Source organism: Idiomarina sp. Sol25, from assembly GCF_033052775.1.
Taxonomy (GTDB): Bacteria; Pseudomonadota; Gammaproteobacteria; order Enterobacterales; family Alteromonadaceae; genus Idiomarina.
This window is the reverse complement of sequence record NZ_JAUPEW010000002.1, coordinates 37,195-62,389: the sequence shown is the minus strand read 5'-3', so window position 1 is coordinate 62,389 and position 25,195 is coordinate 37,195. Positions and strand designations below refer to the sequence as shown.

Here is a 25,195-nt window from a genome sequence, read left to right as displayed (position 1 = left end):
TCAGGCGGTGCCGTGGTCTGCGCAGCTAGTCTGCGGCAGTGCCTTGTACGTTTTCAGAAAGGCTGCTGTTAATAGCCATCAGGTCTTGTTCCTGCAGCTGGCCGGCTGCTTGTTCAAGTGCCAAAATCTGACGAATATAGCCGTAGCGCGCCTCCGATAAGTTACGCTTTGCATTATACAAATTACGGGTGCTATCGAGTACATCCACAATGGTGCGAGTACCTACTTCAAAACCCGCTTCAGTTGCTTTTAATGCGCTCTCGGCAGATACCACAGACTGTTGGAATGCGTTAATGCTGGCAATAGATGCTGACACCTGGTAATAAGCGTTTCGCACTTCGCGTTCAATATTGCGGCGAGTCTGTACCATTTGTTGGCTGCTTGCAACGTAGTTATCGCGCGCTTGCGCAACTTCAGATGAGGTACGGAACCCTGAGAAAATGGGAACGCTGACGTTTAGACCTATAGAACGGCTGTCCAGACGTGGTAAGTCAGTGGTCTGTTGGCCATTTTGATCCGAAATAGTACGTTCGTTATCTTGGGTAGAATAGCTCGCTTGCAAAGAAACTGTAGGGTAATGTCCGCTTTGGCTCAGTTGAATTTGTTGTTCCGCGATATCCACTAATACCTTACTTTCCAATAGGCTCAGGTTGCTGTTTTCGGCTCTCTTTACCCACTGACGGACATCGTCCGGCGCCGGGCTACTGGGTGAAAAAGTTTCGGTATCCAGTGCCGCCAGAGTTTGTGGGTATTGACCGGTAATTTCACGGATATCTTCCAGCGCAATCTCTACCGCGTTACGCGCCTGAATTTCGCGAGCAACTGCGCTGTCATACTGCGCTTGTGCTTCATGTACGTCAGTAATGGCCGTTAGCCCAACGGAGAAACGCTGTTTGGTCTGTTCAAGCTGACGCTCAATCGCTTTTTTCTCAGCTTCCGCGAAGGATAAGTCATCGCGGGCTTGTAGTGCCTGGAAATACGCATTCACAACGCGAAGCATTAAATCTTGCTGGGCGTTACTGTACGCAACTTCTGACCGATAAGCTTGTTTTTCAGCAATATCGGCGTTTTTCCAAACGCTCCAGTCAAACAGGCTTTGATTTAGAGTGACCCCAGCTTGCCAGCCTTTAGTATCACTATCAAAAACTTGAATACTAGAATTTACAAATTCAGGAGAGTCGCTGGTCGAATCATTGTAACTTGCTTGACCTGAAATTTGCGGCAGGAATCCTGAGTTGGCAATATCAATACCTTTTTGTGCAGCATTGCGTTCTGCTGCTGCGCGTAATAAGGTCGGGTCATTATCTACGGCTAAACGGTAAATTTGAGCCAAATCTTCAGCATTTGACGTAAAAGAGGCTGTGGTCAATGCCAGACCGACAGCTGCCGACAAAATATGCTTTTTCATGGTAGTCAGATTCCTGTTACTTGACATGCAATTGTTCAATGATTGCGCATAGTTTACATACAGTGTTGAATGATTACCAGTATAAATGATTTGCGCAGATAGTTTAAGAAAAACATGGTTTCAGAATTCGCTCAAGTGTAACAGAATGTTTGTCTTTAATTACCCCTAAGAAAGGACAGTAAACATGACGATTCGTTTTCACCGAGATGATGTGAAAGTAAAGGAAAAGGCACCTCTTTATCAAGGTTTTTTGTCGGTTTACCGCTATTCTTTACAACATCGGCTGTTCTCTGGTGACTGGAGTCCGGCGATAAACCGGGAATTAATGGAACGCGGGCACGCTGTTGTGGTTATTCCTTACGACCCAGTCCGCGATGAACTGGTTGTTCTGGAGCAATTTAGGGTGGGAGCGCTCGATAATAAAAATGGTCCCTGGTTGTATGAATTTGTCGCGGGTATGTTTGACGCTGACGAGAGCGCAGAGGAAGTCGCTACACGTGAGCTAGAGGAAGAAGCAGGGTTAAAAGCTAAGCGCTTAATCTACGCGACCAGCTATTATTCAAGTCCGGGTGGTACCGACGAAAAGTTGACCATTTATATTGCCGAAGTCGACAGCCAGTCGGCTGCCAGTTTTGGCGGGTTACCCGAAGAAGACGAAGATATTCGGGTTCACGTTTTACCCAGAACAGAAGTTATTAGCATGCTCGAACGTGAAGAAATCAACAACGCGGCAAGTGTTATTGGGTTACAATGGTTGTTACTACATCGTGATAAGATGTTCTCTGACCAGGAGCAAAACTGAGGTTTTATTATGCAACAGCGCTATGTTGTCGACGTTGCGGAACTGCACCGGCTAACTGAACTAAATTACGCAGGCTTGTTACCGCTGCTGTCTCAGCTTGAATCTGAACCTGAAGCTGAGGTTACGCTTTACGCGGGCGAAAACTTAGCTTTCAATTTACGCAACGTTAGTGAATCGCGCTACACCTCAGATATAGAAATTGAGCAATTGAAGCCAAACTGGGCGGATTACTTACAGGCAAGAATGACGGTAAGGTTATACCATGATGTGCGTATGGCTGAGATCATATCCAGTCAGGGGGTTACCCGATTAGCGGCACGTTATCAACAACCTAACCGCGAAATGCGGCACCGAGACGAAAAGCATCAGGTTAATCAGTTTTTGGCTGACTGGTTAACCTTGTGTCGAAAGCAAGGTCATATTCAACCAAAACTCAGTGAAGCCGTTCAGAAATTTATGCCTTACTACTTCAAATAGACGCCAGTTAACGGTAAATTGAGGCAGACTTTTTGCGGATCGAGCCAATAATAAAAACAGGGACTCATGACAGACTATAAATCCGACTCCATTGAGGTGCTGAACGGACTGGAACCGGTTCAGCGCCGCCCCGGTATGTACACTGACACCTCTCGACCTAACCATTTGGGTCAGGAAGTTATAGATAACAGTGTCGATGAAGCTCTGGCGGGGCACGCTAAATCATTACTAGTTGTTTTGCACCCCGATCAATCTCTCGAAACGACAGATGATGGACGGGGAATGCCAGTGGATGTCCACCCGGAAGAGGGGGTTCCCGGCGTTGAACTGATTATGAGCAAACTGCACGCCGGCGGTAAATTTTCAAATAAAAACTATCAATTCTCCGGTGGTTTGCATGGTGTGGGTATTTCGGTTGTTAATGCGCTTTCCAAGCGCGTAGAGCTGACTATTAAACGTGACGGCCAGGTTTACGAAATGGCTTACGAAAACGGTGATAAAGTCAGTGAGCTCGAGGTTACCGGTACCGTAGGTAAGAGAAATACCGGCACACGGGTTCACTTTTGGCCAGACCCTCAATATTTCGATTCGGCTAAATTCTCGATAACCAAGCTAAAGCATATTTTGCGAGCTAAGGCAGTACTTTGTCCCGGGCTGAAAATAACCTTCCGCAATAAAATAGACGGTACAGAAGATACCTGGTTTTATCAGGACGGTCTGACCGACTACCTGGTGGAAGCGGTAAAAGATGTACCGACGTTGCCGGAAATGCCGTTTGACGGAAGTTTTAGCTCTCAGACTGAAGGCGTTGACTGGGCCGTTACCTGGCTCCCGGAAGGTGGTGAAGGGGTCTCTGAAAGTTACGTTAATCTCATTCCTACTACGCTCGGCGGTACACATGTTAATGGACTGCGTCAGGGCTTGCTGGAAGCCATGCGCGAGTTTTGCGAGTTTCGTAATTTGTTACCCCGTGGTGTCAAATTAACACCAGACGATGTCTGGGAACGTTGCAGTTACATTCTGTCGACAAAAATGCAGGACCCGCAATTTGCGGGACAGACCAAAGAGCGTTTGTCATCCCGTCAGTCGGCCAGTTTTGTTTCTGGTGTGGTAAAAGACGCTTTTAGCTTGTGGCTGAATGAGCATACCGATCAAGCCGAACTTTTAGCCGAGGTGTGTATTAGTAACGCGCAGCGACGCTTAAAAGCCAGTAAAAAAGTGGTTCGTAAAAAAGTGACTCAGGGTCCAGCGCTGCCCGGTAAACTCACAGATTGCTCAAGTCAGGAACCAGGCCGCAGTGAATTGTTTTTAGTGGAAGGGGACTCCGCCGGAGGCTCTGCTAAGCAAGCCCGCGATCGCGAGTTTCAGGCCGTTATGCCACTGCGGGGTAAAATCTTAAATACCTGGGAAGTCGATCCCGAGCAAATTTTAGCCTCGCAGGAAATTCATGACATTTCGGTAGCGGTCGGGGTTGATCCAAACAGTGTTGATTTGGACAAATTGCGGTATGGAAAAATTTGTATCCTTGCCGACGCCGACTCCGATGGTTTACACATTGCTACCTTGTTGTGCGCATTGTTCGTAAAACATTTCAGACCGTTGGTCGAGAATGGCCATATTTTTGTGGCGATGCCGCCGTTGTATCGTGTCGATGTGGGCAAAGAAGTCTTTTATGCGTTAGATGAAGCAGAGAAGCAGGGCATTCTGGACCGGATTGAAGCAGAGAAACGCAAAGGCAAAGTGAATGTGCAGCGTTTTAAAGGTCTGGGTGAGATGAACCCACTGACACTGCGAGAAACCACCATGGACCCTAATACCCGCCGGTTAGTCCAGCTGACCATTGATGACGGCGAAGTAATGGAAGAGTTAATGGATATGCTGTTAGCGAAAAAACGCGCTGGTGATCGCCGTACCTGGCTGGAAAGCAAAGGTAACATGGCCGATTTGGCTGAACTGTAAGCACTTGTGAGCAAGGAGAAGTCAGAATGACGACGGAAGTTACAGAAACCCGCCCACTGAGTCGCTTTACTGAAGAGGCCTACCTTAATTACTCCATGTACGTAATTATGGACAGGGCGCTGCCAAATATTGGCGATGGCCTGAAACCGGTACAGCGACGCATTGTTTACGCCATGTCAGAGCTGGGCTTGTCTGCATTAGCAAAATATAAGAAATCGGCGCGTACCGTGGGGGACGTGCTGGGTAAGTTTCATCCGCATGGTGACAGCGCCTGTTATGAAGCAATGGTAATAATGGCTCAGTCTTTTACCTACCGTCACCCTCTGGTGGACGGTCAGGGTAACTGGGGGTCTCCGGATGACCCTAAATCTTTTGCGGCTATGCGTTATACCGAAGCTCGGTTGTCTAAGTTCAGCGAAGTGCTGCTGAGCGAACTGGGTCAGGGCACGGTTGACTGGATACCGAACTTTGACGGAACCATGAAGGAACCTCAAGTTTTGCCAGCGCGGTTGCCCCATATTTTGTTGAATGGCGTAACCGGTATTGCCGTTGGCATGGCGACGGACATTCCTCCGCACAATGCCCGTGAAGTGGCAAATGCTTGCGCGATGTTACTGGAAAAGCCGGGCAGCCAGCTTGAAGATATAATGGAAGTGTTGAAGGGCCCGGACTATCCGACAGATGCAGAAATCATTACGCCGTCGGAAGACATCGTTAAATTGTACGAAACTGGGCGTGGCAGCATTAAAATGCGAGCTTGTTACAGCGTTGCAGACGGCGAAATTGTTATTACGGCGCTGCCACATCAGGCCTCGGGTGCAAGGGTTTTAGAGCAAATAGCTCAGCAGATGCAGGCGAAAAAGCTTCCTCTGGTATCTGATCTGCGCGATGAGTCTGACCACGAGAACCCAACCCGCTTGGTTGTGGTTCCTCGTTCGAACCGGGTCGACACCGAACAATTAATGAACCACCTGTTCGCTACCACCGACTTAGAAAAGCAGTATCGGGTTAACCTGAATATTCTCGGCTTAGATGGTCGACCAAAAGTGAAGCCGTTGGTGGGCATTCTCAAAGAGTGGCTGGAGTTTCGTCAGACAACGGTAACCCGACGTTTGCAGCATCGTTTAGATAAAGTGCTGGCGCGTTTGCATATTCTGGAAGGCTTACTCATTGCTTATCTGAATATTGATGAAGTTATTGAGATTATTCGCACAGAAGACAAGCCGAAAGAAGAACTGATGAGTCGTTTTGCGCTTACCGATAAGCAAGCCGAAGCGATTCTTGAATTGAAGTTACGCCACTTAGCTAAATTAGAAGAAATGAAGCTGACTGGCGAACAAGATGAATTGAATAAAGAACGAGATAAGCTTGAGACCTTGCTGGGCTCTGATCGTCGTCTGAAAACTTTGATTAAAAAAGAATTGCTGGCGGATGCTGAGAATTATGGCAACGAACGTCGTTCGCCTATCGTTGAACGTTCTGAAGCAAAAGCGCTAAGCGAGCGAGACTTAACACCTGCTGAAGCGGTCACTGTTGTGCTCTCTAAGAAAGGCTGGGTACGTACAGCCAAAGGTCATGATATCGAGGGTGATAAGCTCAGTTATAAATCCGGTGACAGTTATCTGGCGTCGGCTGAGGGTAAGAGTAATCAGCCGGTGGTGTTCCTGGATACTTCAGGAAAAAGCTTTTCCTGTGAAGCTCATCTGTTGCCATCAGCGAGAAGTCAGGGAGAACCTCTGACCGGACGTTTTAGCCTGGTTGCTGGTGAGAATGTCGAGCATGTTTTAATGGCAAAAGATGAAAGCCATTTGCTACTGGCGTCTGACGCAGGCTACGGGTTTGTTTGTCAGTTTAGTGATTTAGTCAGTCGTAATAAAAATGGTAAAGCCATTATTACATTACCTACCGGGGCTAAGATCCTGCCGCCGAATAAGGTGAATGACCTGCAACACGACAAAGTCATTGTTATTTCCAACGAGGGCCGGATGTTGGTCTTCCCGGTTGCAGACCTACCCCAGCTGAGCAAAGGAAAAGGGAATAAGTTAATCAGCATTCCTGCCTTAAGAGCGCAGTCCCGCGAGGAATATGTGCTTGCTCTGGCGACCGCAGCGCCGGATGTTGCCATTACTCTCATTGCAGGTAAACGCAAACTGACTCTGAAGCCGGCTGATTTAGAACATTATTACGGAGAACGTGGTCGCCGGGGCAATAAACTGCCGCGCGGGTTGCAACGTGTCGACGAAATAGTGGTTGAGGAAAACAAGGATTAATTGGGGAGTTTGAATGTTAGCCTTGTTGAGATGGTTGTTTCTTGGTGGTTTTGTTGTGGTGTTTGGTGTCGTAGGCTGCTTGTTTTGTATCGTCCGGCCTTTTCACCGCAACAATACGTATCGTTTTGCCCGTATCTTTGGTTGGGCAATACGGGTTTTGGGGATGCGAATTGAGGTCAGTCGGCACCCGGATATTTCAAAGGGTGGGCCTTATGTCTTTATTTGCAATCATCAAAATAGCTGGGAAATTTTTACCATAGCAGCAATGCTGCCAAAAAATACCGTTACTGTTGGCAAGAAGAGTCTTAGGTGGATACCGTTTTTCGGCTGGCTCTACTGGTTGGCAGGCAATATCCTTATAGACAGAAAAAATGCCGGTAAAGCGCATGGCACAATCGGGCAGACGGCCGATGCAATAAAGCAGCGCGATATTTCGGTATGGATGTTTCCAGAAGGCACTCGCAGTTACGGGCGTGGTTTGTTGCCATTTAAAAACGGTGCTTTTCATACTGCTTTTCGTGCCCAGGTGGATGTCGTGCCGGTCTGCGTGTCTGAATTACACGGTAAGATAAAGATGAACCGCTGGAACAACGGTGTGTTAAAAGTGGCGTTTCTTGAACCGGTGCGAATTGCCAATTACCAGCGAGAGAACCTACGTGAATTAAGTGCTCACTGTCATCAAAAAATGGATGATAAAATTAAGCAGTTAAACGCGAGCATTGAGCAAGAACAGGCTAAAAAGGAAAAAACATGAGTCGAGATCTTAGCGATCTACTTACGCAAAGTGAAGAAACTGTACAGGCTTTGATTGCTGATGGTGCAGAAACGGAACTCTTGTATGAAATTGAACATCACTTAGCTAGCCAGGACTTTACCAAATTGGAAAAAGCCGCTGTTGAACTGGTCAAGCAGGGGTATCATGTGGACGATGCCGATGAATTTGAAGACGAACGTGGCAAGCGTTGGTTTGCGTTTATGGCAGTCACAGACGCTGAGCTCGATAACGATATTCTCAACCGTCAGGTGCGTGAAATAGCTGCTATTGCTGACGAATGCGAAGTTGAATACGACGGCTGGGGTACTCTGATTGAAGACGAAGAACTTGACGATGAAGGCTTAGATGATGAAGAGGTGTGAGCCTCCTCTGTGAAGCAAAAAAAAGCCCGAGTCTAATGACCCGGGCTTTTTTTCAGCAATGGCGCTGTACAAAATTAAAGAGCTTTAATCTTGTCCTGTTGTTCCTGCAACTGCTCTAGCGTTGTTTCAGCCTCTGAAAGCTTTTCACGTTCTTTGGCAATGACAGCTTCAGGTGCTTTACTGACAAAGTTATCATTGCTTAACTTGCCATTCAGGCGCTGCCACTCTTTATTTGCTTTCTCAATAGACTTTTGCAGACGTTGCAGCTCAGCTTCTTTATCAATTAAACCGGCCATTGGAATGTGTAGCTTCAACGTATCAACCAGCGCGGTCATACTGGCCGGAGCGTCATCGTCGCTTTCAATAAACTCAATAGACTCCAGTTTTGCCAAGCTACTGAGGAAGCTTTGGTTATTCTCAATACGGCCTCTGGCCATTGCGTCCGCATTTGAGAGCAGCAGAGGCAAAGGCTTATTCGGTGATAAATCCATTTCGCCACGAATATTACGAACAGCCAAAATAACGCGCTTAAGCCACTCCATGTCCTGCATTGCCTGATGGCTGACGTTGTCCTCAACCTGAGGGAACGGCTGCAGCATAATGGTATCCCCAGTATTACCAACCAGCGGTTTAACGCGTTGCCAGATGGTTTCGGTAATGTAAGGCATAACTGGGTGTAATAAACGCAGCAACCGCTCTAAAACATTTACCAGCGTGTGGCGGGTACCGCGTTGTTGTACTTCAGTACCATTTTGCAGCACCGGTTTAGTGAGTTCCAGATACCAGTCACAGAACTGATTCCAGGTAAACTCGTATGCAATAGCCGCAGCCTGATCAAAACGGTAGGTATCCAAAGCCTGACGAAAGTCTTTTACTGTGCTGTTAAAACGGGCAATGATCCATTCGTCTGCCAGTGACAGGGTCATGTCGTCATTTTCAAGCCCACAGTCATGTTCTTCGGTGCTCATCAGCACATAACGGCTGGCGTTCCACAGCTTGTTACAGAAGTTGCGATAACCCTCGAGGCGCTTCATGTCCCAGTTGATATCGCGACCTGTTGAGGCAAGCGCAGTTAATGTAAAACGCAGTGCATCGGTTCCGTGAGCGGTAATACCTTCAGGAAATTCCTTGCGGGTGCGCTTTTCAATTTTCTCGCGCATTTTAGGCTGCATTAAATTGGCAGTACGTTTAGTGACCAGTTCGTCAGCACTAATGCCGTCAATCATGTCCAGCGGGTCTAATACATTGCCTTTAGACTTAGACATTTTCTGACCTTCTTCGTCGCGAATAAGTCCAGTTACGTAAACTTTCTTAAACGGAACTTGCGGCTGGCCTTCTTCGTCTTTCATAAAGTGCATGGTCATCATGATCATGCGGGCAACCCAGAAGAAAATAATGTCAAAACCGGTAACCAGCACATCGGTCGGATGGAAGGTTTTTAAGTCCTCGGTATTTTTGGGCCAACCTAAGGTAGAGAAGGTCCATAACGCGGAAGAGAACCAGGTATCCAGTACATCTTCGTCCTGCTGTAGCGGCGTATCGGCTAAATTGTGCTTTTCGCGCACTTCTTCTTCGGTGCGACCAACATACACATTGCCTTGTTCGTCGTACCATGCAGGAATGCGATGTCCCCACCATAACTGACGCGAAATACACCAGTCCTGAATGTCGCGCATCCAGCTGAAATACATGTTCTCGTATTGCTTAGGCACAAACTCAATACGGCCGTCTTCAACCGCTTCGGTTGCCTGTTGGGCCATAGGCTCAACGCGGACATACCATTGGTCGGTCAAATGCGGTTCAATAGGAACGCCACCCCGGTCGCCATAAGGTATTTTGTTGGTGTGCTTTTCAATTTTTTCCAACAAGCCCAGTTCGTCAAATTCAGCAATAAGCTGTTTACGAGCCTCGAAACGCTCTTTACCTGCGTACTGTTCAGGTAGTGCACCATTAAATCCGTTCAGCTCTTCAAGCGCTTCACCCGTACTGGTGTAAAGGCCTGCTTTTGCCATAACATGAGCGGTGTCATCAAAAATGGAAATCATGCCAGTTTGATGACGCTTGCCAATCTCATAGTCATTAAAATCATGTGCAGGGGTTACCTTTACGCAACCGGTACCGAATTCGCTGTCAACGTGATGGTCGGCAACTATCGGAATACAGCGGTTAACAATCGGTAGCTCAAGGTGCTTGCCCACCAAATGTGCGAAGCGTTGGTCGTCGGGATGCACGGCAACACAAACATCGCCTAACATGGTTTCCGGGCGGGTGGTTGCGACCACTAAATGGTCTTTACCGTCTTCCGTTTTCTCACCATCGGCCAGCGGGTAACGTAGATACCAGATTGAACCTTGTTGTTCTTTGTTTTCGACTTCTAAATCAGAAATGGCAGTTTGCAGCGCCGGATCCCAGTTGACCAGGCGCTTACCACGGTAAATCAGGTTGTCTTCGTGCAGTTTTACGAAGACTTCACGGACCGCATCTGAAAGACCTTCGTCCATAGTGAAGCGTTCGCGATCCCAGTCTACTGAGTCGCCCAGACGGCGCATTTGTTGGGTAATTGTGCCACCCGACTGTTCCTTCCACTCCCAGATTTTATCGATGAACGCGTCGCGACCAAGCTCCTGACGGGTTTGTCCCTGAGCTGCCAACTGGCGCTCAACAACCATTTGCGTGGCAATACCTGCGTGGTCAGAACCTACTTGCCAAAGGGTATTAAGGCCATCCATGCGCTGGTAACGGGTAAGCGTATCCATAATAGTGTGTTGGAAGGCATGGCCCATATGCAGACTGCCGGTAACATTGGGTGGCGGAATCATAATCGAGTAGGAATTGCCTTTACCTGAAGGCTTGAAATAGCCTTTCTCTTCCCATTGTTGGTAGAGATCTTGTTCTATCGCTGCAGGGGAGTATGTTTTATCCATAATGACCTTACTTCTGTTCGGATGTCAGGGGCTCGGTTTGCATTTGGCAACCGCGCGCCCTGTAATGTTTGTAACGCTCGCGAGCTGTTTTTTTGCCATTGTCATCGGCTGGAACAATGTCATAAAGCTGTTGGCTCTGCTGAGCTTGTACCGGAATATCTTCCGCCAGATTAAACAGTGCATAACCCGGTCGGTTGTTCACGGCATCTGCCTCAGGCCAGCAGAACTCTACCGGAGCACCAGTAGCCGGGCCTTCGCCGTGTAAGTTATGCGGAATAAAAGCATCACTTGGTTGTTGCCACAAGAGTTCGTCCAGAGCTTCAGCCTGTTGTTGACTGCGGGCCCAGACCCGCAACTTTTTATGCTTTCGGTACAGTTCCGCTATCTTATCGCAGATAAGCCGGTTTTGCTCATCTTCGGCTTGGTCCGGCATTAAGAAAAAGGTGGCTGACGACATTTTATTCAGCTGCCTCGGTGTCGCACCGGTTGATTAAGAACTGAGTTAACAGTGGTACCGGACGGCCTGTCGAGCCTTTGTCTTTACCACCTTGCCAGGCAGTGCCTGCGATATCCATGTGCGCCCAGTTGTACTTTTTAGTGTAACGCGAGAGGAAACAGGCAGCGGTAATAGTGCCGGCTTCACGCCCGCCAATATTCGCCATATCCGCAAAGGGACTGTCCAGCATCGACTGATACTCGTCCCAAAGCGGCATGCGCCAGGCTTTATCGCCACTTTGCTGAGCAGCGTTCAGAATTTCGTGTGCTAACGGGTTGTGCTGGCTGAGCACGGCGGAAGCATGACTGCCTAACGCAATAACACAGGCGCCTGTCAGCGTCGCTAAGTCAATCACCGATTCAGGTTCAAAACGCTCAATGTAGGTGAGGGTGTCACAAAGCACCAGTCGACCCTCTGCGTCGGTATTAAGCACTTCAACCGTCTGGCCGCTCATGGTAGTCAAAATGTCACCCGGGCGGTAAGCTTTGCCATCTGGCATGTTTTCACAGCCAGCGACCGCACCAATAACATTAATAGGCAGCTGCAATTCGGCCAGAGCCTGCATTGCGCCTAAAACGCCCGCCGCTCCGCCCATGTCGTATTTCATTTCATCCATATTGGCGGACGGCTTAATTGAAATACCGCCAGAATCAAATGTCAGACCTTTACCAACCAGAACAATGGGCGCTTGATCATCGGGAGCGCCTTTGTAATGCATTAATGTGAGTACTGACTCATGCTCTGAACCTCGGCCAACCGCTAAGTATGCATTCATCCCCAGTTTTTCCATTTCGGTTTCTTCAACCGTGGTAACCGATAGATTGTCGTAATTATCAGCCATTAATTTGGCTTGATCGGCTAAATAACGAGGCGTGCAAATGTTAGGCGGCATATTTGCTACGTTGCGGCAAATATCCATTCCGGTTGCCACGGCTAATGCATGCTGCACAGCTTGTTCGCCTAAAGCCAGCTCTTTGCGGCTTGGAACGTTAAAAACCAATTTGCGTAACGGGCGGCGAGGCTCTTCTTTTTTACTTTTGAGCTCATTAAAGTTGTACAATGTTGCCCGCGCAGCTTCTACTGCCTGACGAACTTTCCAGTAAGTATCACGACCTTTAACGTGCAGTTCACTAAGAAAGCATACCGCTTCCATTGAACCTGTTTCGTTCAAAGTGTTCATAGTACGGGCGATAATTTGGCGGTACTGACGCTCATCAAGTTCGCGTTCTTTACCACAGCCGACCAGTAAAACACGTTCGGCAAGAATATTGGGGACATGATGTAACAGCAAAACCTGGCCGGATTTACCTTCGAGGTCTCCGCGGCGTAATAGGTTGCTTAAATAACCATCACTGACTTTGTCTAATTGTTCGGCAACGCCGGACAGACGACGAGGTTCAAACACGCCAACAACGATACAAGCAGAGCGTTGTTTTTCCGGATTACCACTTTTGACGCTGAACTCCATGACAGTGCTCCTGTTTCAGGTGGCTTCAATGCCTGCTATAGTTTCGCTATAAAGACACTTTGTTGTTAAAATAACAAGTTTACTTAAAAATCACAGCTATTCCAGTAAAAACCCAAGTTATGAGTGAACACCAGTGCGCATATTCCGCTATTTGATCAGTGAAACCCTGAAGTCGCAGCTTGCTGTACTTTTTATCCTGATGACAATTTTTGTCAGTCAGAAATTTGTCCGTGTGTTATCGGATGCGTCAGAAGGGGACATACCGGGCGCTATTATTTTTCAACTGTTGTCGTTGAACCTGCCTGCATTATTGTCATTGATTCTGCCCCTTAGTCTGTTTTTAGGGATTTTACTGGCTCACGGACGTATTTACGCCGACAACGAAATGACCGTTTTGCATGCCTGCGGAGTTAGTGAGTGGTACGTAACCCGGGTAACTCTGGTGCTATCGCTGATTCTGGCATTAATTACTGCGTCTTTTACTTTATGGTTGGTGCCCTGGTCGCTTGATCAGGAACAAAAGTTAGAAGATAAGGCCCGCTCGGAAAGCGGGTTAACAGCGCTTATGCCCGGGCGGTTCCAGCAAGCCAGCAACCAGAAAGCAGTAATTTTTGTACAAAGTGTTGGCGATGATGGTGATTTGGAGGAAGTTTTTGTTGCACAGCACACGCACAATCAGGGCGAGTTACAGTCTGGTAGTGTGGTGATGGCCAAAACTGGCAAAGTGATTAGTGAAACGACGGGCTCGCAACGGCTGGAACTGGGTCAGGGAAAACGTTATGCCGGCGATGACGACAGCTATCAGATGATGTCGTTCGACAGTTATCAATTGCAAATTAAAGAGCAGCAGGCAAGTGAGCAGCTACGAAAACTTGAGGCTTACCCAACTGTTGAACTGTTATCGCGAAAGGAACCTGCAGCGGTTGCAGAATTGCAGTGGCGTATTGCTATTCCGTTGGCAATGCCACTACTGACACTTATTGCTGTGCCGCTAAGCCGGGTAAACCCGCGTCAGGGCAAATTCGGAAGAATGGCGCCCGCGCTGCTTATTTATCTGGGGTACTTTTTATTGTTGATGGCGGCGAAGTCAGCTATCAGGGACGGTGTTATCCCGCCTATTATTGGCTTGTGGTGGATACACTTCATTTTGCTTATTTTTGGGTTGGCTCTTGTAGGTAAGGGACGTCCGCTCGGATTGCGATTACTGGCAAACTTGCGCTTTGGCGCTGCGCGGAGGCACTGATGTTTAGTATTTTAGATAAGTACATTGGGCTTTCCGTATTACGGACATCGCTTTTAAGTCTCGCTGTATTAACCGGGCTTTCTTCGTTAATCCGCTTTGTCGAACAGCTAAAAGCGGTTGGTCGCGGTGACTACAATGTTATGGATGCGGCACTCTTTGTGTTTTACAGCCTGCCTCGTGATGTTGAAACTTTTTTCCCTATGGCGGCCTTACTTGGAGGACTGATTGGCGTGGGCATGCTGGCCAGTAATTCCGAGTTAGTGGTTATGATGGCTGCCGGGCGGTCACGTTTAAACATTATTGGCGCGGTAATGAAGTCCGCCATTATTATGATGGTTGCGGTTATGGCCGTTGGTGAGTGGGTAGCGCCACCGATGGAAGCTCAGGGGCGAGCCATACGTTCACAGGCTATTTCCGGCGGTAGTTTAATATCCGCTCAGCAGGGTGTGTGGGCGAAAGATGGTTCAGACTTTATCAATATTGGTGAAGTGGAAGATACTGGACGGCTTAACGACGTATTAATTTACGATTTTAACGACAATCGTGAGTTGCAAAAAGTAACTTACGCCCGAACCGCTAACTTTAGCGGTGACAAATGGCGTATGCAGCAAGTGACTGTTACGCAGCTTAATGATAGCCGCATGTTACGCGATGAAAAGCCAAGCATGATTTGGCAATCGAGCTTAACGCCGGATAAACTCGGAGTAGTGACCATAAAGCCTGAGTCGCTTTCAATTACAGGGCTGCTGGATTATTTAACTTACCTGGAGAGTAATCAGCAATCCGCGGAGCGCTACGAACTGGCGTTATGGCGAAAACTGTTCGCACCGATAACGGTGGCAGTTATGTTGTTGGTGGCCTTGTCTTTTATTTTTGGTCCGCTTCGTTCAACGACAATGGGCGCCCGGGTATTACTTGGTGTTATTACTGGTTTTGGCTTCCATGTCAGTAACGAAATTTTCGGTCCGCTGGCTCAGGTATATCAAATTCCGGCTATTCTGGGGGCTTTGCTGCCCAGTATTTTATTTGCAGGAGTGGCGGTTTACTTTATGCGGGGGCGTACGGCCTGACAATTGGCCGTACCTCTAAGACCTATAGCTCATTCCAGTAGAACAGCTGGTTTGCTTCCTTTGAAAGTGTGACTACTTCGGTGCCGGCAGCGTAATCCTGCCAGGCACGTTTGTTTTTAAAATCGACCAGAACCCAGAGGTTTCCAAGGCCAGCACAACAGGTAAGCAGCCTGATGAAAACCTGACGATTAGTCAGTCGCGAACCATCACGGTTCTGGAGTTTCAGGCGCCACGCGCGCATGCCTAAGGTTTGGCCCGAACGCTTCCAGAACCAGCCAAAAAATAGCGAAACAACGGATATAAGATACAAACTGTACCATGGTCCCTGAGCCAGCCAGGCGGCATGATCCATTCCCTCGGGCAGCACTAACCAGTCAAAAGCAGTCAGCAGCGCGGCAAAGAGTAAAGCCACAGCTGAAGCAAGCATAATAATAGCTACGGCGACTAAAAAGTCATAAACCCAGGAAACAAAACGTCTGGGAAAGCTGGCACTGGGGAAACTGGCGTGTAATTTTTGCGCTTCGGAACTCATGTGAAACTCAGTTAACTCAATCGTGTTTTAATCATATCATGAGCTAAGCGGGCTGACAGCTATCTCAGTTGTGTCCTCAGCTGTATTCCTAATTGTACTCTCAATTGTATAAGGAATCAGCAGTTAGTTGGATTATAAGGTGTTTTAATGAATTATTGCTTGATTAGAGGGAGTGGAGGAGTATAATTCCGTCCCGTTGCTTTGTTATGCAACGCGTTCACCTTATAAAGCATGGCGCTGTGGTGGAATTGGTAGACACGCCTGATTCAAAATCAGGTTCCTTCTGGGAGTGACGGTTCAAGTCCGTCCAGCGCCACCACCACCACTTATACTCACTTGATATTTCCTTAAGCAACTTTCCATTCGAAAGAGTAGATCTCTCGATCCTATTTAAAAAAGTTAAAAAATTGATTGATCCTTCTTAACGCTTTCTTTACATTCCCCATTATGGCTTAACTAAGCCTATGTAATAAAAATGTTGACTTGGCTCAAAGCCTCTGAGGGAAAGTATTATGAAAAAATGGATCGTTGCACCATTAGCCGCCGTTGTACTGAGTGCGTGTATGTCTACTTCTAATGAAAACGCCGCAACATTAGATCGAAACCAAGCCGTCGCTGATCTTTCTGTGCAAATGGAAGACCTTGGATTTAATCGTGTCGAAATTCAACCGGGTGTCGATGAATTCTTAAATATCTGTGCTTCTATCCTGGAACGCCAATACAGCGTAATGGGCGAGTATCGTACCCAGACGGAAAACTATGTTGATGTACAAGCATTTTTAACGGCTCATCAGGGAAAGTCAGAAGGTGAGTTAAGAGATGCGATTGCTGCATTTGACGAGAAAGCGCAGGCTGAAGATGAAAAGATAGGTCCAAAGTTGGCTGCATACAACTCAGCAATCGAAAGTGTATCTGATCAGAATGCTAAATTAGCAACTGAAATTACACTGCAGTTGGCACAAGCAGCAATTATTTTGAAAGATCATTCTTCTACTGTAGCTAAAGCCGCTAGCATAGGTACGGTTTCGGGTTGGATGAGTGGTAACGAACAAAGCGCTGATAACAATCTCGGTTTGGCTATTCTCCGAGCGAAAGATCAAATTGATTTAGCATCGGACGCGAACGAAATCATTACGCTTGAGCAAGAGACTATTGAAGCCATTAATTCGCTTCAAGATGAGCTAGAAGCTAAAGGTTAATGTTTATTCGTAATTGGGTGGTCATTATTATGACCACCTTCAGTTTCTCCTTAGCTGCACAAGAGTTGCCGAGTTGGATTTTTGAGGCTAAGGCATCAAGTGACGAACTGGCTGCAATTGGTAGTGGCGCGTCCATCAATCAGGCTAAGCGAGCCGCAGTCGCCGAAATTATTGCTCAGGTCAGCCAATCTGTTTCAGCAGAAAGTGTATCAGTAGTTGAAAAACGACAAGAAGAAACATCACAGTTTTTCAAGCAGTCGGTTTTCAGTGAAACTCTCTCTATTGAAGTTAATGACGTTACCTTCGATAAAGAATATGTTGAGGAACGCTCGGGTGTGGTTTATGTTCGGGCAAGTCTGAGTAAAACACAGTTGATTCGTTTTCTTGAGGATGAATTAACACCGTTAGCAACGCTTAGCTTCCCAGTAAGAGCATCGCCTGTTGATAAGGTTCTTTGGTCACTTAAGTTCAGAGTAACGAACGAATATGGACTAAGAGTTGAAAGAGCTTTAAACGCTCTTGGTGCAGAAAAGGCAGCCATGAAAGCTAAGCTGCGCGATAACTTAGCTGCTGTAGTTGAGGTTTGGCAGCGTTATGGCGTACGTGTCATTGCCGACAACTCCCTACAAGATGTCGCTGGTCTTATTAATCGGCACATCCCATCAGCTAGCAAAACGGTTTTGTGGTTACAGTTGAAGCCCAGCCACAAAACAAGGCAACAAAATGATACGTACCAGCACAAGTTGGATTTGGCTGTAGAGTTAACCCAACCGCGTACTCCGTTCAGGATTTTCCGACAAGAACATATCTCCGTTGTCGGCAGCGGCTCGTCTGCTGGTGAGGCTGAAAGTCACGCCTTACAACAGTTACGCACCATTTTAGATACCCCTATACAAAACTGGCTTTTTGAAAAAGGAAGTGAACTATGAAGTTAGTGACGAAACTCACTGTCACAGCATTGGCTGTTTTATCTCTGAGTGCTTGTCAGACTCGTCAAGCTGATCAAACACAAACCGCGAAAGTATCAAACCGGGCGTCAAATGCCAGTATTGCACGTAGCGCTTATAACTTTGATAACGAAGACATTAAAGTTCCAGCGTATTTTGATACCCAAGGCCTTCAGAACTGTACGTTTAACCCAGCGACTGAGTCTGATGCCTGCCCACTTAAGAAGCCAACCGTTCGTATGTACTTTGCGGGTACCGATGTGGGCGGTGAAGGTCAAGGCGTAGAAGCGCTGCGTGAGTATGATGATAAGCAATTACTCTTTATGCTGGAGAATCAGTTCGCGGGCATTAACCGCTTCAGAATCATTACGCGTGACGACGATGTTATTTCTCAAGAAAAACAAATTTTCATGGAGCAGCAGGGAGCCAGAGCCCTAGCAGAAAGAGCTGGCAGACAAAAAGTGCTAAAGCCTGACTTTATTGTCAAATTAGATACTCTGCGCACAGTGAAAAGTGAAGGCTCAATTACCGGCTGGATGGACTACACATTAGAACTAACAACCGCTGTTTTGAACCCGTTTACACGAGAGCTAATGTCTTATCCTAATTTAGGTAAGATTCGTGTTAAATCGGAAGATGTGCGTGAGCGTAACGAGCTGAAATACGTCATGGTGAATAACCGTTATGAAACAGGCTTTCGTTACCACGATCCTGCGCACGTTAATGCGGTGATTAACGATATGACGTCTCGCGGCATTGATATTCTGCTGACACGTATGCTTTCTGAAATGCCAGCAACGGCCCAGGTCCTTGGTATTAAAGGCAATCAAGTGAGTTTGGACCGTGGTCAGAATGCCGGTGTACTACCCAACGAGACGATGATTATTTTCCAATACGAAGCTGGTTTTGTTGAGCCAATTGGCGTGGCCAATGTGAACCCATCTCGCAACAGTGCAGTGGGCGAAATAGCGGTATGGAAAAATAGCGACTTGGCTGAACAAGTGGAACGTTCAGCAGCGAATGGAATCTATCGCCCGTCAAACGGCACTAAGATTTTCGCTGTTTCAGTCGGTACTCCGGCCGGATTCCTGGAGTCTCGCACATGAGGAAACTAGCACTTAGTTTTGGTGTGCTAGCCAGTGTAGCTTCATGCAGCGCATTAGCTCAGATTTCTCTGAGCTCAATGCGCGGTATCGAAGCGGAAGCCTGTGCCTATGGGCGCGGAGCGCCTGCGATAGAGTCGGCAAAAATGGATGCCTTGTCGCAGGTTGCGCAATTCTTATCGTCACCTAAGTTGCTGGCGCAACAAACCTCAAGCGAAGATATCGACACGGAGACGTCATCCTGGGTTCGTAAATTGAGCGACATGCAACAGCAGGGTATGAGTATTCAGCAAATGCCTGTTGATATTTCGGCTCCTCGTCTTCAGGGCAGCGATACTTGTGTCACTGTTCGTTTAAAAACAGGTAGTTTGCCAAAATCGAACGGTCAATCGGATGGCGGTGACTGGGATGCTGCAGCCGAGAATGTGTTAGTGACGGTTATAGGCGAAGGGTGGCCAGATAGCGAGAACGGCCGCACAGCACGCACCCAAGCTGAAATGGATGCCTTGAAACGTGCGGTTTCACAAGTCGTTGGTATGTGGCTGACTCAGCAAAATACGCAGTTTTCAACGACCGAGGAGTCTTCGAGCGAGAGCGGTGATGAGTTCTCGGTGAACGAAGTGATTTCTCAACAATTGCATACAAGGTCGCAAGGACTCGTTAAAGAGTGGTCTTTGCTCAACAGTCGAGAACTGCCTAATAACGGCGTTGAAGTCACAATTAAAGCTGTGGTGGAAAAGCAACCTATAGCTCAGGCTGCGAATGATGTGCTGATGGCTATTGGTTCGCCACGAGTAAATGTTCAAGCACCGGAACCACTGAGTAGCCTGCTGAAAGACTGGCTTGCAGAGCAGGGTATTGAATATAGCCCTCATGCTAATTTAGTGATTAAAGCTGACTCGGTTCTTCGAGAAAAGGGGGCCAACAGTCGACTGCAGCTCAATGTAAAGGTAGAAGATTTATCGGGTCAGCAATACGGGCTTTGGCGAAATGAACCAAGCTTATTGTCTTTGCCAACAAGTGCTCAGGTCGAACACGACCTTATTGATGTGCACCTCGCTACTCCCGAACAGCAGCAGTCGCTGCGCAAAACGCTGAAAAAGTCGTTTAATCAGGTGGTCGCGCAAGGTGGCATGGTTCGCGATATTTTTATACATACGCGCTACTTGTCTCAGCCCGATAAGCTGTCTTCTATTTTGTCGACACTGGGCGGTGTGAAAGACGTAGTTGTGAATAGTCAGGGGGACTATTACAAAGCCAGTTTGCGATATGCCGGAGCAACCGGTGAGCTTGTTGCTGCTCTGCATCAATCGGTGCGACCAATAGCAGCACAAAGCCTGCCAAAAGCTCAAATAAACAATGAATTTACTATTCGGTTTGATTAAGGAAAATAAATAATGAAACGTTCACTCTTAACTTTAGCGTTGTTGGCTGCGTTGCCAACATTCGCACAAGACTTTGACTTAACAGATATGACTCCGGCACGACCTGGCGAAAGTGTGGAGTCTGTCGACGTCGTTACTAAAGGCAATGTGGTTGTCGGTAAAGACGAGAAAACGGCTGTAAAAGCAGCTCACCAACAGCTTGTAGATGAAAACCAGGACGGTATCCGTTTAGTTCAAGTTGGTAGCGGAACCGGGATTTTGTCAATCGGTAGTTCTAGTTATAACACCTACGACAATATGAATGCGACGCTATTATCGAAGCGTGGCGCATACAACCAAGCCGCGCTAATTGCGAAGAAGCAGCTTATTGAAAATATGAATGGTATTCAACAGGAATGTGAGAACGCCGTTCAAACGGTATTGGATGATATTCAAACGGGTTCTGACTCGATTACTAACGAATCAACGACTATGCAAGAGAATTGCATTGACTCTGTATCTGGTTCTTTATCTGGCTACGTTACTTTTGACGTCTATGATGATATTGATTCGAAAAGCGTGCGCGTTAGCTTAATTTCAACGCCTAAAACACGCGCGCAAATTCGTGATAGCCATGGTGCTGTTGCCGTAACGACAAACCCTAATGAAGTATTTAAGCAAGTAGTTGCAGATATTAACAGTGGTGTTTTGCCGCCAATGGGAGCGAAAATCCTAACCCATGCTGACACCGGCGAAATCATTTTAATGGGTTATGGCTCTGCAATTATTCGCGATAACGATAACTCGCGTGTTGCAAGACGACTGAAAGATGCGGCTAAGCGCCAGTCACAAAGCCGAGCAAACAGCGCGCTTATTGGCACTATGCAGGGCGATGAAGTCTATTGGAAAGGCAGCTTCAGCGAAGATCAAGTGGAGTCAAATCAGCAGTTTGAATACGGCGGCGATCCGCGCTTAGAAGATCCGACAACTGCAAAAAAACTGGATAGCGAACGTACTGTCTTCCTTAATCAATTGAAAATGTCTGACGAATATGGCTCTGTAACCAAGGGGCAATTGCCTCCGGGTGTCAGCAACCGTAGCTTTGCGAGCGAAGATGGTCATTGGATGTATACCGTATCCGTTTATTCTCCTTCTTTAGAAGCTGTGTCTCGCGAAGCTAAACGCGAAATGGAAGCTGGCGGTACAGCTAATCCGAGCGGCTCAGGTCGTAATATTCGAGTTTATGGTGGCCAAAATGACGAAGCGGCGAACCCTCAAGGTGCGTCAGGTAAGGTATCTGACGAAGACAACCTATAATGAAGTGGTTTATTGCATCGCTGGGGCTTTTGTCCCAGCTTGCTATAGCTTCAGAGCCACCAGAGCTGAGTCGGTTTGAAAAAGAGATTTCAAACGGCGAAGCTAGAGTGCGAACTGACTCGAAACTACCAAGCCAGGCCTGGCAAAAAGCTTGTCGGTCAGCATTGACTTTGCCTCTTAGAGCCGAAGTTAGAGAACGCCTGAGTGAACGTGTTGGCCTTAGCGTGCCTGGTGAGGTTTCATTTCTTCGAGCAGATATTGAGAAGTTTAACTCATGGAATGAGTCCGGGTGGCTGCATTGTGCGGGGGAGTCACAAGTCAGTGATTGGTTATTGAATATCGCCGGCTTATCGGTAAGAGCAGCATGGTTTTTGGTCGAACAGGGCAAGTTTGAACAGATAAAGCCTTTTCTTAAAGAAGCTTTATCACACTCGTATTCTTCTGCCGATGCAGTAGCGTTAATCGCGAAGTTGGCGCCCGAGCAGCAACGTCTAGGCTATTTAGACACTAACCTTAATGACAATGCATTGATCATGAATGCTGCAAAATACGCGGTGTCATCAATTTGGTTTTCTGATGGCCGTTGGCAATCAGTTATTGACTTAGCCAGTAGCTGCGACTCAGTGGAATGCCGTCAATTAAAGCTGAATGCTGAAGAACAAAAGGAGCGGGAAGATGCTGAAAAAGCCGACGATTTATCTAGCTATTTTTAGTCTCAGCGTTTTTAGTACGGTTGCACAGGACGATGCTGAATTTGAGCAGTACCTTAAAGAGCAGCAGACCGAGTTTCAGGAGTTCCAGGATAAACGTGAGCAGGAATTTCAGGCGTTTGTTGAGCGTTGGCGGGAAGCCGAGCAAGCGTATCGTAAGGAAGTTGCTGAAAAGTGGGATGACGCTAAGCTCCCTGATAAAAAACGCTGGGTTGAATATTCGGACGACAAAAGTCGTCGAACCATCGTCGATTATGAAAACAACACTATTACAGTGGAAGTTTTGGATGACTCTGACGACGCGGATGTATTAAATACTGCGAAAGCTGAAGTTAAACGGTTGAATGAGACCTCTGCGCAAGAAGCTGTCGAATCCGATCCTATCTTAATTAATGCTGGAATGAGTGTTAACAAACATCCTCAAAAGCAACCACGAAGGTCTGAGTCTTTGCTAGGGAGAAAGATCGAAGTTCAGGATTTACCTCAGCAAAAAGTGCATCGCTCAGGAAAACAAGCTTCGGTGACTATTAAGATGCCTGATGCAGCAGTCTCGGAGCGATTAAAACGAGTACTGCCAGTCGCGGAGATCTACGCGCGTCAATGGGGACTCCCTACCGAGTTAATTATTGCTGTTATCCATACTGAGTCGAGCTTTAATCCGTTAGCCCGTTCTCACATTCCTGCTTTCGGGTTAATGCAGATAGTACCTACATCGGCGGGAAAGGATATTAGTCAGTTTTTGCATGGACAACAGCGTTTACTGACGCCTGAATACCTGTTTGATCCGAATCGAAATATACAGGCAGGGAGCGTTTATTTTCATTTATTGCTAAACCGCTATTTTAAAGATGTTCGTAATACTCAGTCTCGCTTTTATATAGCAATTGCGGCTTATAATACGGGGCCAGGTAATGTGGCGCGGGCAATGACGAATACCACTTCATTGACGAAAGCGAGTAGAGCCGCAAACCAAATGTCACCGGGACAAGTGTACGAGCACCTAATGACTTATTTGCCAGCATCGGAAACCAAGAATTATTTAACAAAAGTCACTGAGCGTGAAGCTCATTATCAAAAAACATTGGGTTTATAATTATGAAGAAACATTTGATTACTATAGGGGTGTGCTTTGCGTTGACGGCATGTGCATCACAGCCAGAACAAACAGAAGAGCAAAAGTCGTCAGCACAGGCAAATCAACAGATGCAGTCTGTGACCGGAAATCTTCAAGACTCAGCGCCCGCCTGGGTGTTTCTTCCTAAATCAGACAAGGGCTTAGCATCATCCGCGTGTGTCGACTGGTCAGGAAATATGGCCGTAGACAGACCTCAAGCTGTGGCTGCCGCACGAGCGGATATGGCGCAACAAATCAGCATAAAAGCGAGCGTATTAGATAAATTATATAACCGCAAGCTTCAGGCGGAGGGCAAAAGTGATGTTGGTTCAACATTTGAACAGGTCACCAAACAAGTTTCCAGCGAAACTTTAGAAGGCTCAACGCCGGAAGAAATTTCTTTAGCGCAAATTGATGGTAAAAAGTATCTGTGCGCTTTAGTCGTTAAAGAAGACACTCGCGAAATGTTTGACGCCTTAGTTGATGAGTCAAACCGTCAGCTTGATCCGCAATCTAAAGCAGCGCTCTATGAAGAGTTTCGTACTCAAAAAGCAATGAAGGAGCTGGAAAAAGAGTTAAATTCTCTATAGCTCAATTATAATAATAGGCCCCGAGTTACAGTTTGACCCGGGGCTAACTAGATGTAAAAAATTTGCGTTATTTCACTCAATAGCCTCTTTATGCTTCACCACTGAGATAATCTCTGCAAATGTCGAAGGCAAATGGAATACATTGACGGATTCCCCGGTGAGTTCAGCAACCTTAAGAGAAGAAACCACGCCAAAAACCTCTTCTTCATTGATGACGACCAAAAAATCTCTTCCACTGGCTTTCAGTGTGGCTGCGACATCTCCGATGCGAGATTTCTTCAGGTCACTTAACTGTACTTGAGGTAATGCGGATAACGGCATCATCAGTTCTTTTACCGTTAGCTCCTTCCAGTTGGTCTGCGTACGCGTGGTCATTTGAGTTGCTTTTCGGCCATGCAGTTCCCTGAGTGCGAGTAGTCCGGTCATTTGATGGCTGCTATTTTCTACACAAGCATAGCGACAGGACGCTCCTCTAATAGCAGATTCTGCGTCGCTAACCAGTGTACTTTCCGGCAGTTCAACAGCCGATAAGGTTTTAAAATCATCCATCACGTGCAATGCATCATCGTGCCAGCTCAACGTTTTGTTTGATTTATCCGCGTGGTGTATTGCAATTTTATCGGCTGCAGAAGACCATTGAATTTCTTTAAACTCACTCATGACAAACTCCTTTAAAAATTAGAAAAATACAGAATTTTTAAAGGTGAGCGGGTGGTCCCCTGACGAGGTGCCAATTCCACTGAGTCAGTTTTGGTTTACTTTTTCTCTGAGCGGGAGGAACAAGCGGCTGAACGCTTTGAAACACTCTTGATGAAACATCTATTGCTTTGTCGAATTCGGGCTCTTCAGCCTGAACCTCAAAAACGGATGACGAGAGACCGGCAACGAAAACTGAGTCAGGAGTTGGCTGATCTGTTAGATGTTTTTCGGCGTTTTCAGCCGATGCTGCATAGCTGGAGGTACTAAAGGCGACAAGCAATAAGCACAGTAATACCTGATAGCCCCACTTTGCGGGCCAGTTTAATTCTGTGGTATTTACTGCATGTTTTTGCATTCGTTTGATCT

23 protein-coding genes and 1 tRNA gene are annotated in these 25,195 nt (G+C 47.1%); 17 read left to right on the top strand and 7 right to left on the bottom strand.

Annotated elements, in window-relative coordinates; all coding sequences use genetic code 11:
- Nucleotides 1–25 precede the first annotated feature (25 nt).
- A complete protein-coding gene (tolC, locus tag Q5L94_RS04425; protein WP_317497248.1) occupies nucleotides 26–1,408 on the bottom strand; it encodes an outer membrane channel protein TolC in 1,383 nt (460 codons plus the stop codon).
- 184 nt (nucleotides 1,409–1,592) lie between these two features.
- Between tolC and Q5L94_RS04420 the strand changes: the two genes are divergently transcribed.
- The 6 genes from Q5L94_RS04420 (at nucleotide 1,593) to rraB (ending at nucleotide 8,053) form a co-directional block, all read left to right on the top strand.
- The gene (locus Q5L94_RS04420) at nucleotides 1,593–2,210 is read left to right on the top strand and encodes an NUDIX domain-containing protein (protein WP_317497247.1); all 618 of its coding nucleotides are present in this window, start codon (nucleotides 1,593–1,595) and stop codon (nucleotides 2,208–2,210) included.
- A 9-nt stretch (nucleotides 2,211–2,219) separates the two neighbouring features.
- Entirely contained in the window at nucleotides 2,220–2,687 is a 468-nt protein-coding gene (locus Q5L94_RS04415) for a DUF1249 domain-containing protein (protein ID WP_317497246.1), read from the top strand.
- Nucleotides 2,688–2,753: 66 nt separating this feature from the next.
- The gene (gene parE, locus Q5L94_RS04410; protein ID WP_317497245.1) at nucleotides 2,754–4,646 is read left to right on the top strand and encodes a DNA topoisomerase IV subunit B; all 1,893 of its coding nucleotides are present in this window, start codon (nucleotides 2,754–2,756) and stop codon (nucleotides 4,644–4,646) included.
- A gap of 26 nt (nucleotides 4,647–4,672) precedes the next feature.
- The gene (gene parC / locus Q5L94_RS04405; protein WP_317497244.1) at nucleotides 4,673–6,916 is read left to right on the top strand and encodes a DNA topoisomerase IV subunit A; all 2,244 of its coding nucleotides are present in this window, start codon (nucleotides 4,673–4,675) and stop codon (nucleotides 6,914–6,916) included.
- A 13-nt stretch (nucleotides 6,917–6,929) separates the two neighbouring features.
- On the top strand, nucleotides 6,930–7,670 hold the full coding sequence (locus Q5L94_RS04400) for a 1-acylglycerol-3-phosphate O-acyltransferase (protein WP_317497243.1): 741 nt from the start codon (nucleotides 6,930–6,932) through the stop codon (nucleotides 7,668–7,670).
- The gene (gene rraB, locus Q5L94_RS04395) at nucleotides 7,667–8,053 is read left to right on the top strand and encodes a ribonuclease E inhibitor RraB (protein WP_317497242.1); all 387 of its coding nucleotides are present in this window, start codon (nucleotides 7,667–7,669) and stop codon (nucleotides 8,051–8,053) included. The genes Q5L94_RS04400 and rraB overlap by 4 nt, the downstream gene beginning before the upstream one ends.
- 74 nt (nucleotides 8,054–8,127) lie before the next feature.
- Here rraB and Q5L94_RS04390 read toward each other — a convergent pair whose 3' ends face one another.
- The 3 genes from Q5L94_RS04390 to pepA are packed head-to-tail and all read right to left on the bottom strand — an operon-like array spanning nucleotide 8,128 to nucleotide 12,941.
- Nucleotides 8,128–10,977, bottom strand: coding sequence for a valine--tRNA ligase (locus tag Q5L94_RS04390; protein ID WP_317497241.1), 2,850 nt, complete (start codon nucleotides 10,975–10,977; stop codon nucleotides 8,128–8,130).
- Between the two features lie 7 nt (nucleotides 10,978–10,984).
- Nucleotides 10,985–11,434, bottom strand: coding sequence for a DNA polymerase III subunit chi (locus tag Q5L94_RS04385; protein ID WP_317497240.1), 450 nt, complete (start codon nucleotides 11,432–11,434; stop codon nucleotides 10,985–10,987).
- Between the two features lies 1 nt (nucleotide 11,435).
- A complete protein-coding gene (pepA, locus tag Q5L94_RS04380) occupies nucleotides 11,436–12,941 on the bottom strand; it encodes a leucyl aminopeptidase (protein ID WP_317497239.1) in 1,506 nt (501 codons plus the stop codon).
- Between the two features lie 133 nt (nucleotides 12,942–13,074).
- Between pepA and lptF the strand changes: the two genes are divergently transcribed.
- Nucleotides 13,075–14,184 carry an LPS export ABC transporter permease LptF gene (gene lptF, locus Q5L94_RS04375; protein ID WP_317497238.1) on the top strand — a complete coding sequence of 370 codons (1,110 nt, stop codon included), beginning with the start codon at nucleotides 13,075–13,077 and terminating at the stop codon, nucleotides 14,182–14,184.
- A complete protein-coding gene (lptG, locus tag Q5L94_RS04370; protein ID WP_317497237.1) occupies nucleotides 14,184–15,254 on the top strand; it encodes an LPS export ABC transporter permease LptG in 1,071 nt (356 codons plus the stop codon). Before lptF ends, lptG begins: the two co-directional genes overlap by 1 nt.
- A 22-nt stretch (nucleotides 15,255–15,276) precedes the next feature.
- Here lptG and Q5L94_RS04365 read toward each other — a convergent pair whose 3' ends face one another.
- Nucleotides 15,277–15,786: an RDD family protein gene (locus Q5L94_RS04365; protein WP_317497236.1), complete on the bottom strand. Its 510-nt coding sequence runs from the start codon at nucleotides 15,784–15,786 to the stop codon at nucleotides 15,277–15,279.
- 233 nt (nucleotides 15,787–16,019) lie between these two features.
- On the opposite strand from Q5L94_RS04365, the gene Q5L94_RS04360 reads away from it, so the two are divergent.
- The 9 genes from Q5L94_RS04360 to Q5L94_RS04320 all read left to right on the top strand — a co-directional run bounded on the left by Q5L94_RS04360 (nucleotide 16,020) and on the right by Q5L94_RS04320 (nucleotide 24,130).
- A tRNA-Leu gene (locus tag Q5L94_RS04360) sits at nucleotides 16,020–16,105 on the top strand.
- A gap of 193 nt (nucleotides 16,106–16,298) precedes the next feature.
- On the top strand, nucleotides 16,299–16,985 hold the full coding sequence (locus tag Q5L94_RS04355) for a hypothetical protein (RefSeq protein ID WP_317497235.1): 687 nt from the start codon (nucleotides 16,299–16,301) through the stop codon (nucleotides 16,983–16,985).
- Nucleotides 16,985–17,914 carry an LPP20 family lipoprotein gene (locus Q5L94_RS04350; protein ID WP_317497234.1) on the top strand — a complete coding sequence of 310 codons (930 nt, stop codon included), beginning with the start codon at nucleotides 16,985–16,987 and terminating at the stop codon, nucleotides 17,912–17,914. The genes Q5L94_RS04355 and Q5L94_RS04350 overlap by 1 nt, the downstream gene beginning before the upstream one ends.
- A complete protein-coding gene (locus tag Q5L94_RS04345; RefSeq protein WP_317497233.1) occupies nucleotides 17,911–19,038 on the top strand; it encodes a hypothetical protein in 1,128 nt (375 codons plus the stop codon). The genes Q5L94_RS04350 and Q5L94_RS04345 overlap by 4 nt, the downstream gene beginning before the upstream one ends.
- Entirely contained in the window at nucleotides 19,035–20,420 is a 1,386-nt protein-coding gene (locus Q5L94_RS04340) for a hypothetical protein (protein WP_317497232.1), read from the top strand. Before Q5L94_RS04345 ends, Q5L94_RS04340 begins: the two co-directional genes overlap by 4 nt.
- A gap of 12 nt (nucleotides 20,421–20,432) precedes the next feature.
- Complete coding sequence (locus Q5L94_RS04335) at nucleotides 20,433–21,716, top strand: hypothetical protein (protein ID WP_317497231.1); 1,284 nt, start codon at nucleotides 20,433–20,435, stop codon at nucleotides 21,714–21,716.
- Entirely contained in the window at nucleotides 21,716–22,429 is a 714-nt protein-coding gene (locus tag Q5L94_RS04330) for a hypothetical protein (protein WP_317497230.1), read from the top strand. Before Q5L94_RS04335 ends, Q5L94_RS04330 begins: the two co-directional genes overlap by 1 nt.
- On the top strand, nucleotides 22,392–23,519 hold the full coding sequence (locus Q5L94_RS04325; protein ID WP_317497229.1) for a murein transglycosylase domain-containing protein: 1,128 nt from the start codon (nucleotides 22,392–22,394) through the stop codon (nucleotides 23,517–23,519). The genes Q5L94_RS04330 and Q5L94_RS04325 overlap by 38 nt, the downstream gene beginning before the upstream one ends.
- A gap of 2 nt (nucleotides 23,520–23,521) precedes the next feature.
- Entirely contained in the window at nucleotides 23,522–24,130 is a 609-nt protein-coding gene (locus tag Q5L94_RS04320) for a hypothetical protein (protein ID WP_317497228.1), read from the top strand.
- Between the two features lie 72 nt (nucleotides 24,131–24,202).
- On the opposite strand, the gene Q5L94_RS04315 is transcribed toward Q5L94_RS04320, so the two are convergent.
- Entirely contained in the window at nucleotides 24,203–24,790 is a 588-nt protein-coding gene (locus Q5L94_RS04315) for a hypothetical protein (protein ID WP_317497227.1), read from the bottom strand.
- 37 nt (nucleotides 24,791–24,827) lie between these two features.
- Nucleotides 24,828–25,184: a hypothetical protein gene (locus tag Q5L94_RS04310; protein WP_317497226.1), complete on the bottom strand. Its 357-nt coding sequence runs from the start codon at nucleotides 25,182–25,184 to the stop codon at nucleotides 24,828–24,830.
- Nucleotides 25,185–25,195: the final 11 nt, after the last annotated feature.

Bases quoted from the DNA above. Each gene is read 5' to 3' on its own strand.
- tolC (WP_317497248.1), bottom strand. From the start codon at position 1,408: ATGAAAAAGCATATTTTGTCGGCAGCTGTCGGTCTGGCATTGACCACA.
- Q5L94_RS04420 (WP_317497247.1), top strand. From the start codon at position 1,593: ATGACGATTCGTTTTCACCGAGATGATGTGAAAGTAAAGGAAAAGGCA.
- Q5L94_RS04415 (WP_317497246.1), top strand. From the start codon at position 2,220: ATGCAACAGCGCTATGTTGTCGACGTTGCGGAACTGCACCGGCTAACT.
- parE (WP_317497245.1), top strand. From the start codon at position 2,754: ATGACAGACTATAAATCCGACTCCATTGAGGTGCTGAACGGACTGGAA.
- parC (WP_317497244.1), top strand. From the start codon at position 4,673: ATGACGACGGAAGTTACAGAAACCCGCCCACTGAGTCGCTTTACTGAA.
- Q5L94_RS04400 (WP_317497243.1), top strand. From the start codon at position 6,930: ATGTTAGCCTTGTTGAGATGGTTGTTTCTTGGTGGTTTTGTTGTGGTG.
- rraB (WP_317497242.1), top strand. From the start codon at position 7,667: ATGAGTCGAGATCTTAGCGATCTACTTACGCAAAGTGAAGAAACTGTA.
- Q5L94_RS04390 (WP_317497241.1), bottom strand. From the start codon at position 10,977: ATGGATAAAACATACTCCCCTGCAGCGATAGAACAAGATCTCTACCAA.
- Q5L94_RS04385 (WP_317497240.1), bottom strand. From the start codon at position 11,434: ATGTCGTCAGCCACCTTTTTCTTAATGCCGGACCAAGCCGAAGATGAG.
- pepA (WP_317497239.1), bottom strand. From the start codon at position 12,941: ATGGAGTTCAGCGTCAAAAGTGGTAATCCGGAAAAACAACGCTCTGCT.
- lptG (WP_317497237.1), top strand. From the start codon at position 14,184: ATGTTTAGTATTTTAGATAAGTACATTGGGCTTTCCGTATTACGGACA.
- Q5L94_RS04365 (WP_317497236.1), bottom strand. From the start codon at position 15,786: ATGAGTTCCGAAGCGCAAAAATTACACGCCAGTTTCCCCAGTGCCAGC.
- Q5L94_RS04355 (WP_317497235.1), top strand. From the start codon at position 16,299: ATGAAAAAATGGATCGTTGCACCATTAGCCGCCGTTGTACTGAGTGCG.
- Q5L94_RS04350 (WP_317497234.1), top strand. From the start codon at position 16,985: ATGTTTATTCGTAATTGGGTGGTCATTATTATGACCACCTTCAGTTTC.
- Q5L94_RS04345 (WP_317497233.1), top strand. From the start codon at position 17,911: ATGAAGTTAGTGACGAAACTCACTGTCACAGCATTGGCTGTTTTATCT.
- Q5L94_RS04340 (WP_317497232.1), top strand. From the start codon at position 19,035: ATGAGGAAACTAGCACTTAGTTTTGGTGTGCTAGCCAGTGTAGCTTCA.
- Q5L94_RS04335 (WP_317497231.1), top strand. From the start codon at position 20,433: ATGAAACGTTCACTCTTAACTTTAGCGTTGTTGGCTGCGTTGCCAACA.
- Q5L94_RS04330 (WP_317497230.1), top strand. From the start codon at position 21,716: ATGAAGTGGTTTATTGCATCGCTGGGGCTTTTGTCCCAGCTTGCTATA.
- Q5L94_RS04325 (WP_317497229.1), top strand. From the start codon at position 22,392: ATGCTGAAAAAGCCGACGATTTATCTAGCTATTTTTAGTCTCAGCGTT.
- Q5L94_RS04320 (WP_317497228.1), top strand. From the start codon at position 23,522: ATGAAGAAACATTTGATTACTATAGGGGTGTGCTTTGCGTTGACGGCA.
- Q5L94_RS04315 (WP_317497227.1), bottom strand. From the start codon at position 24,790: ATGAGTGAGTTTAAAGAAATTCAATGGTCTTCTGCAGCCGATAAAATT.
- Q5L94_RS04310 (WP_317497226.1), bottom strand. From the start codon at position 25,184: ATGCAAAAACATGCAGTAAATACCACAGAATTAAACTGGCCCGCAAAG.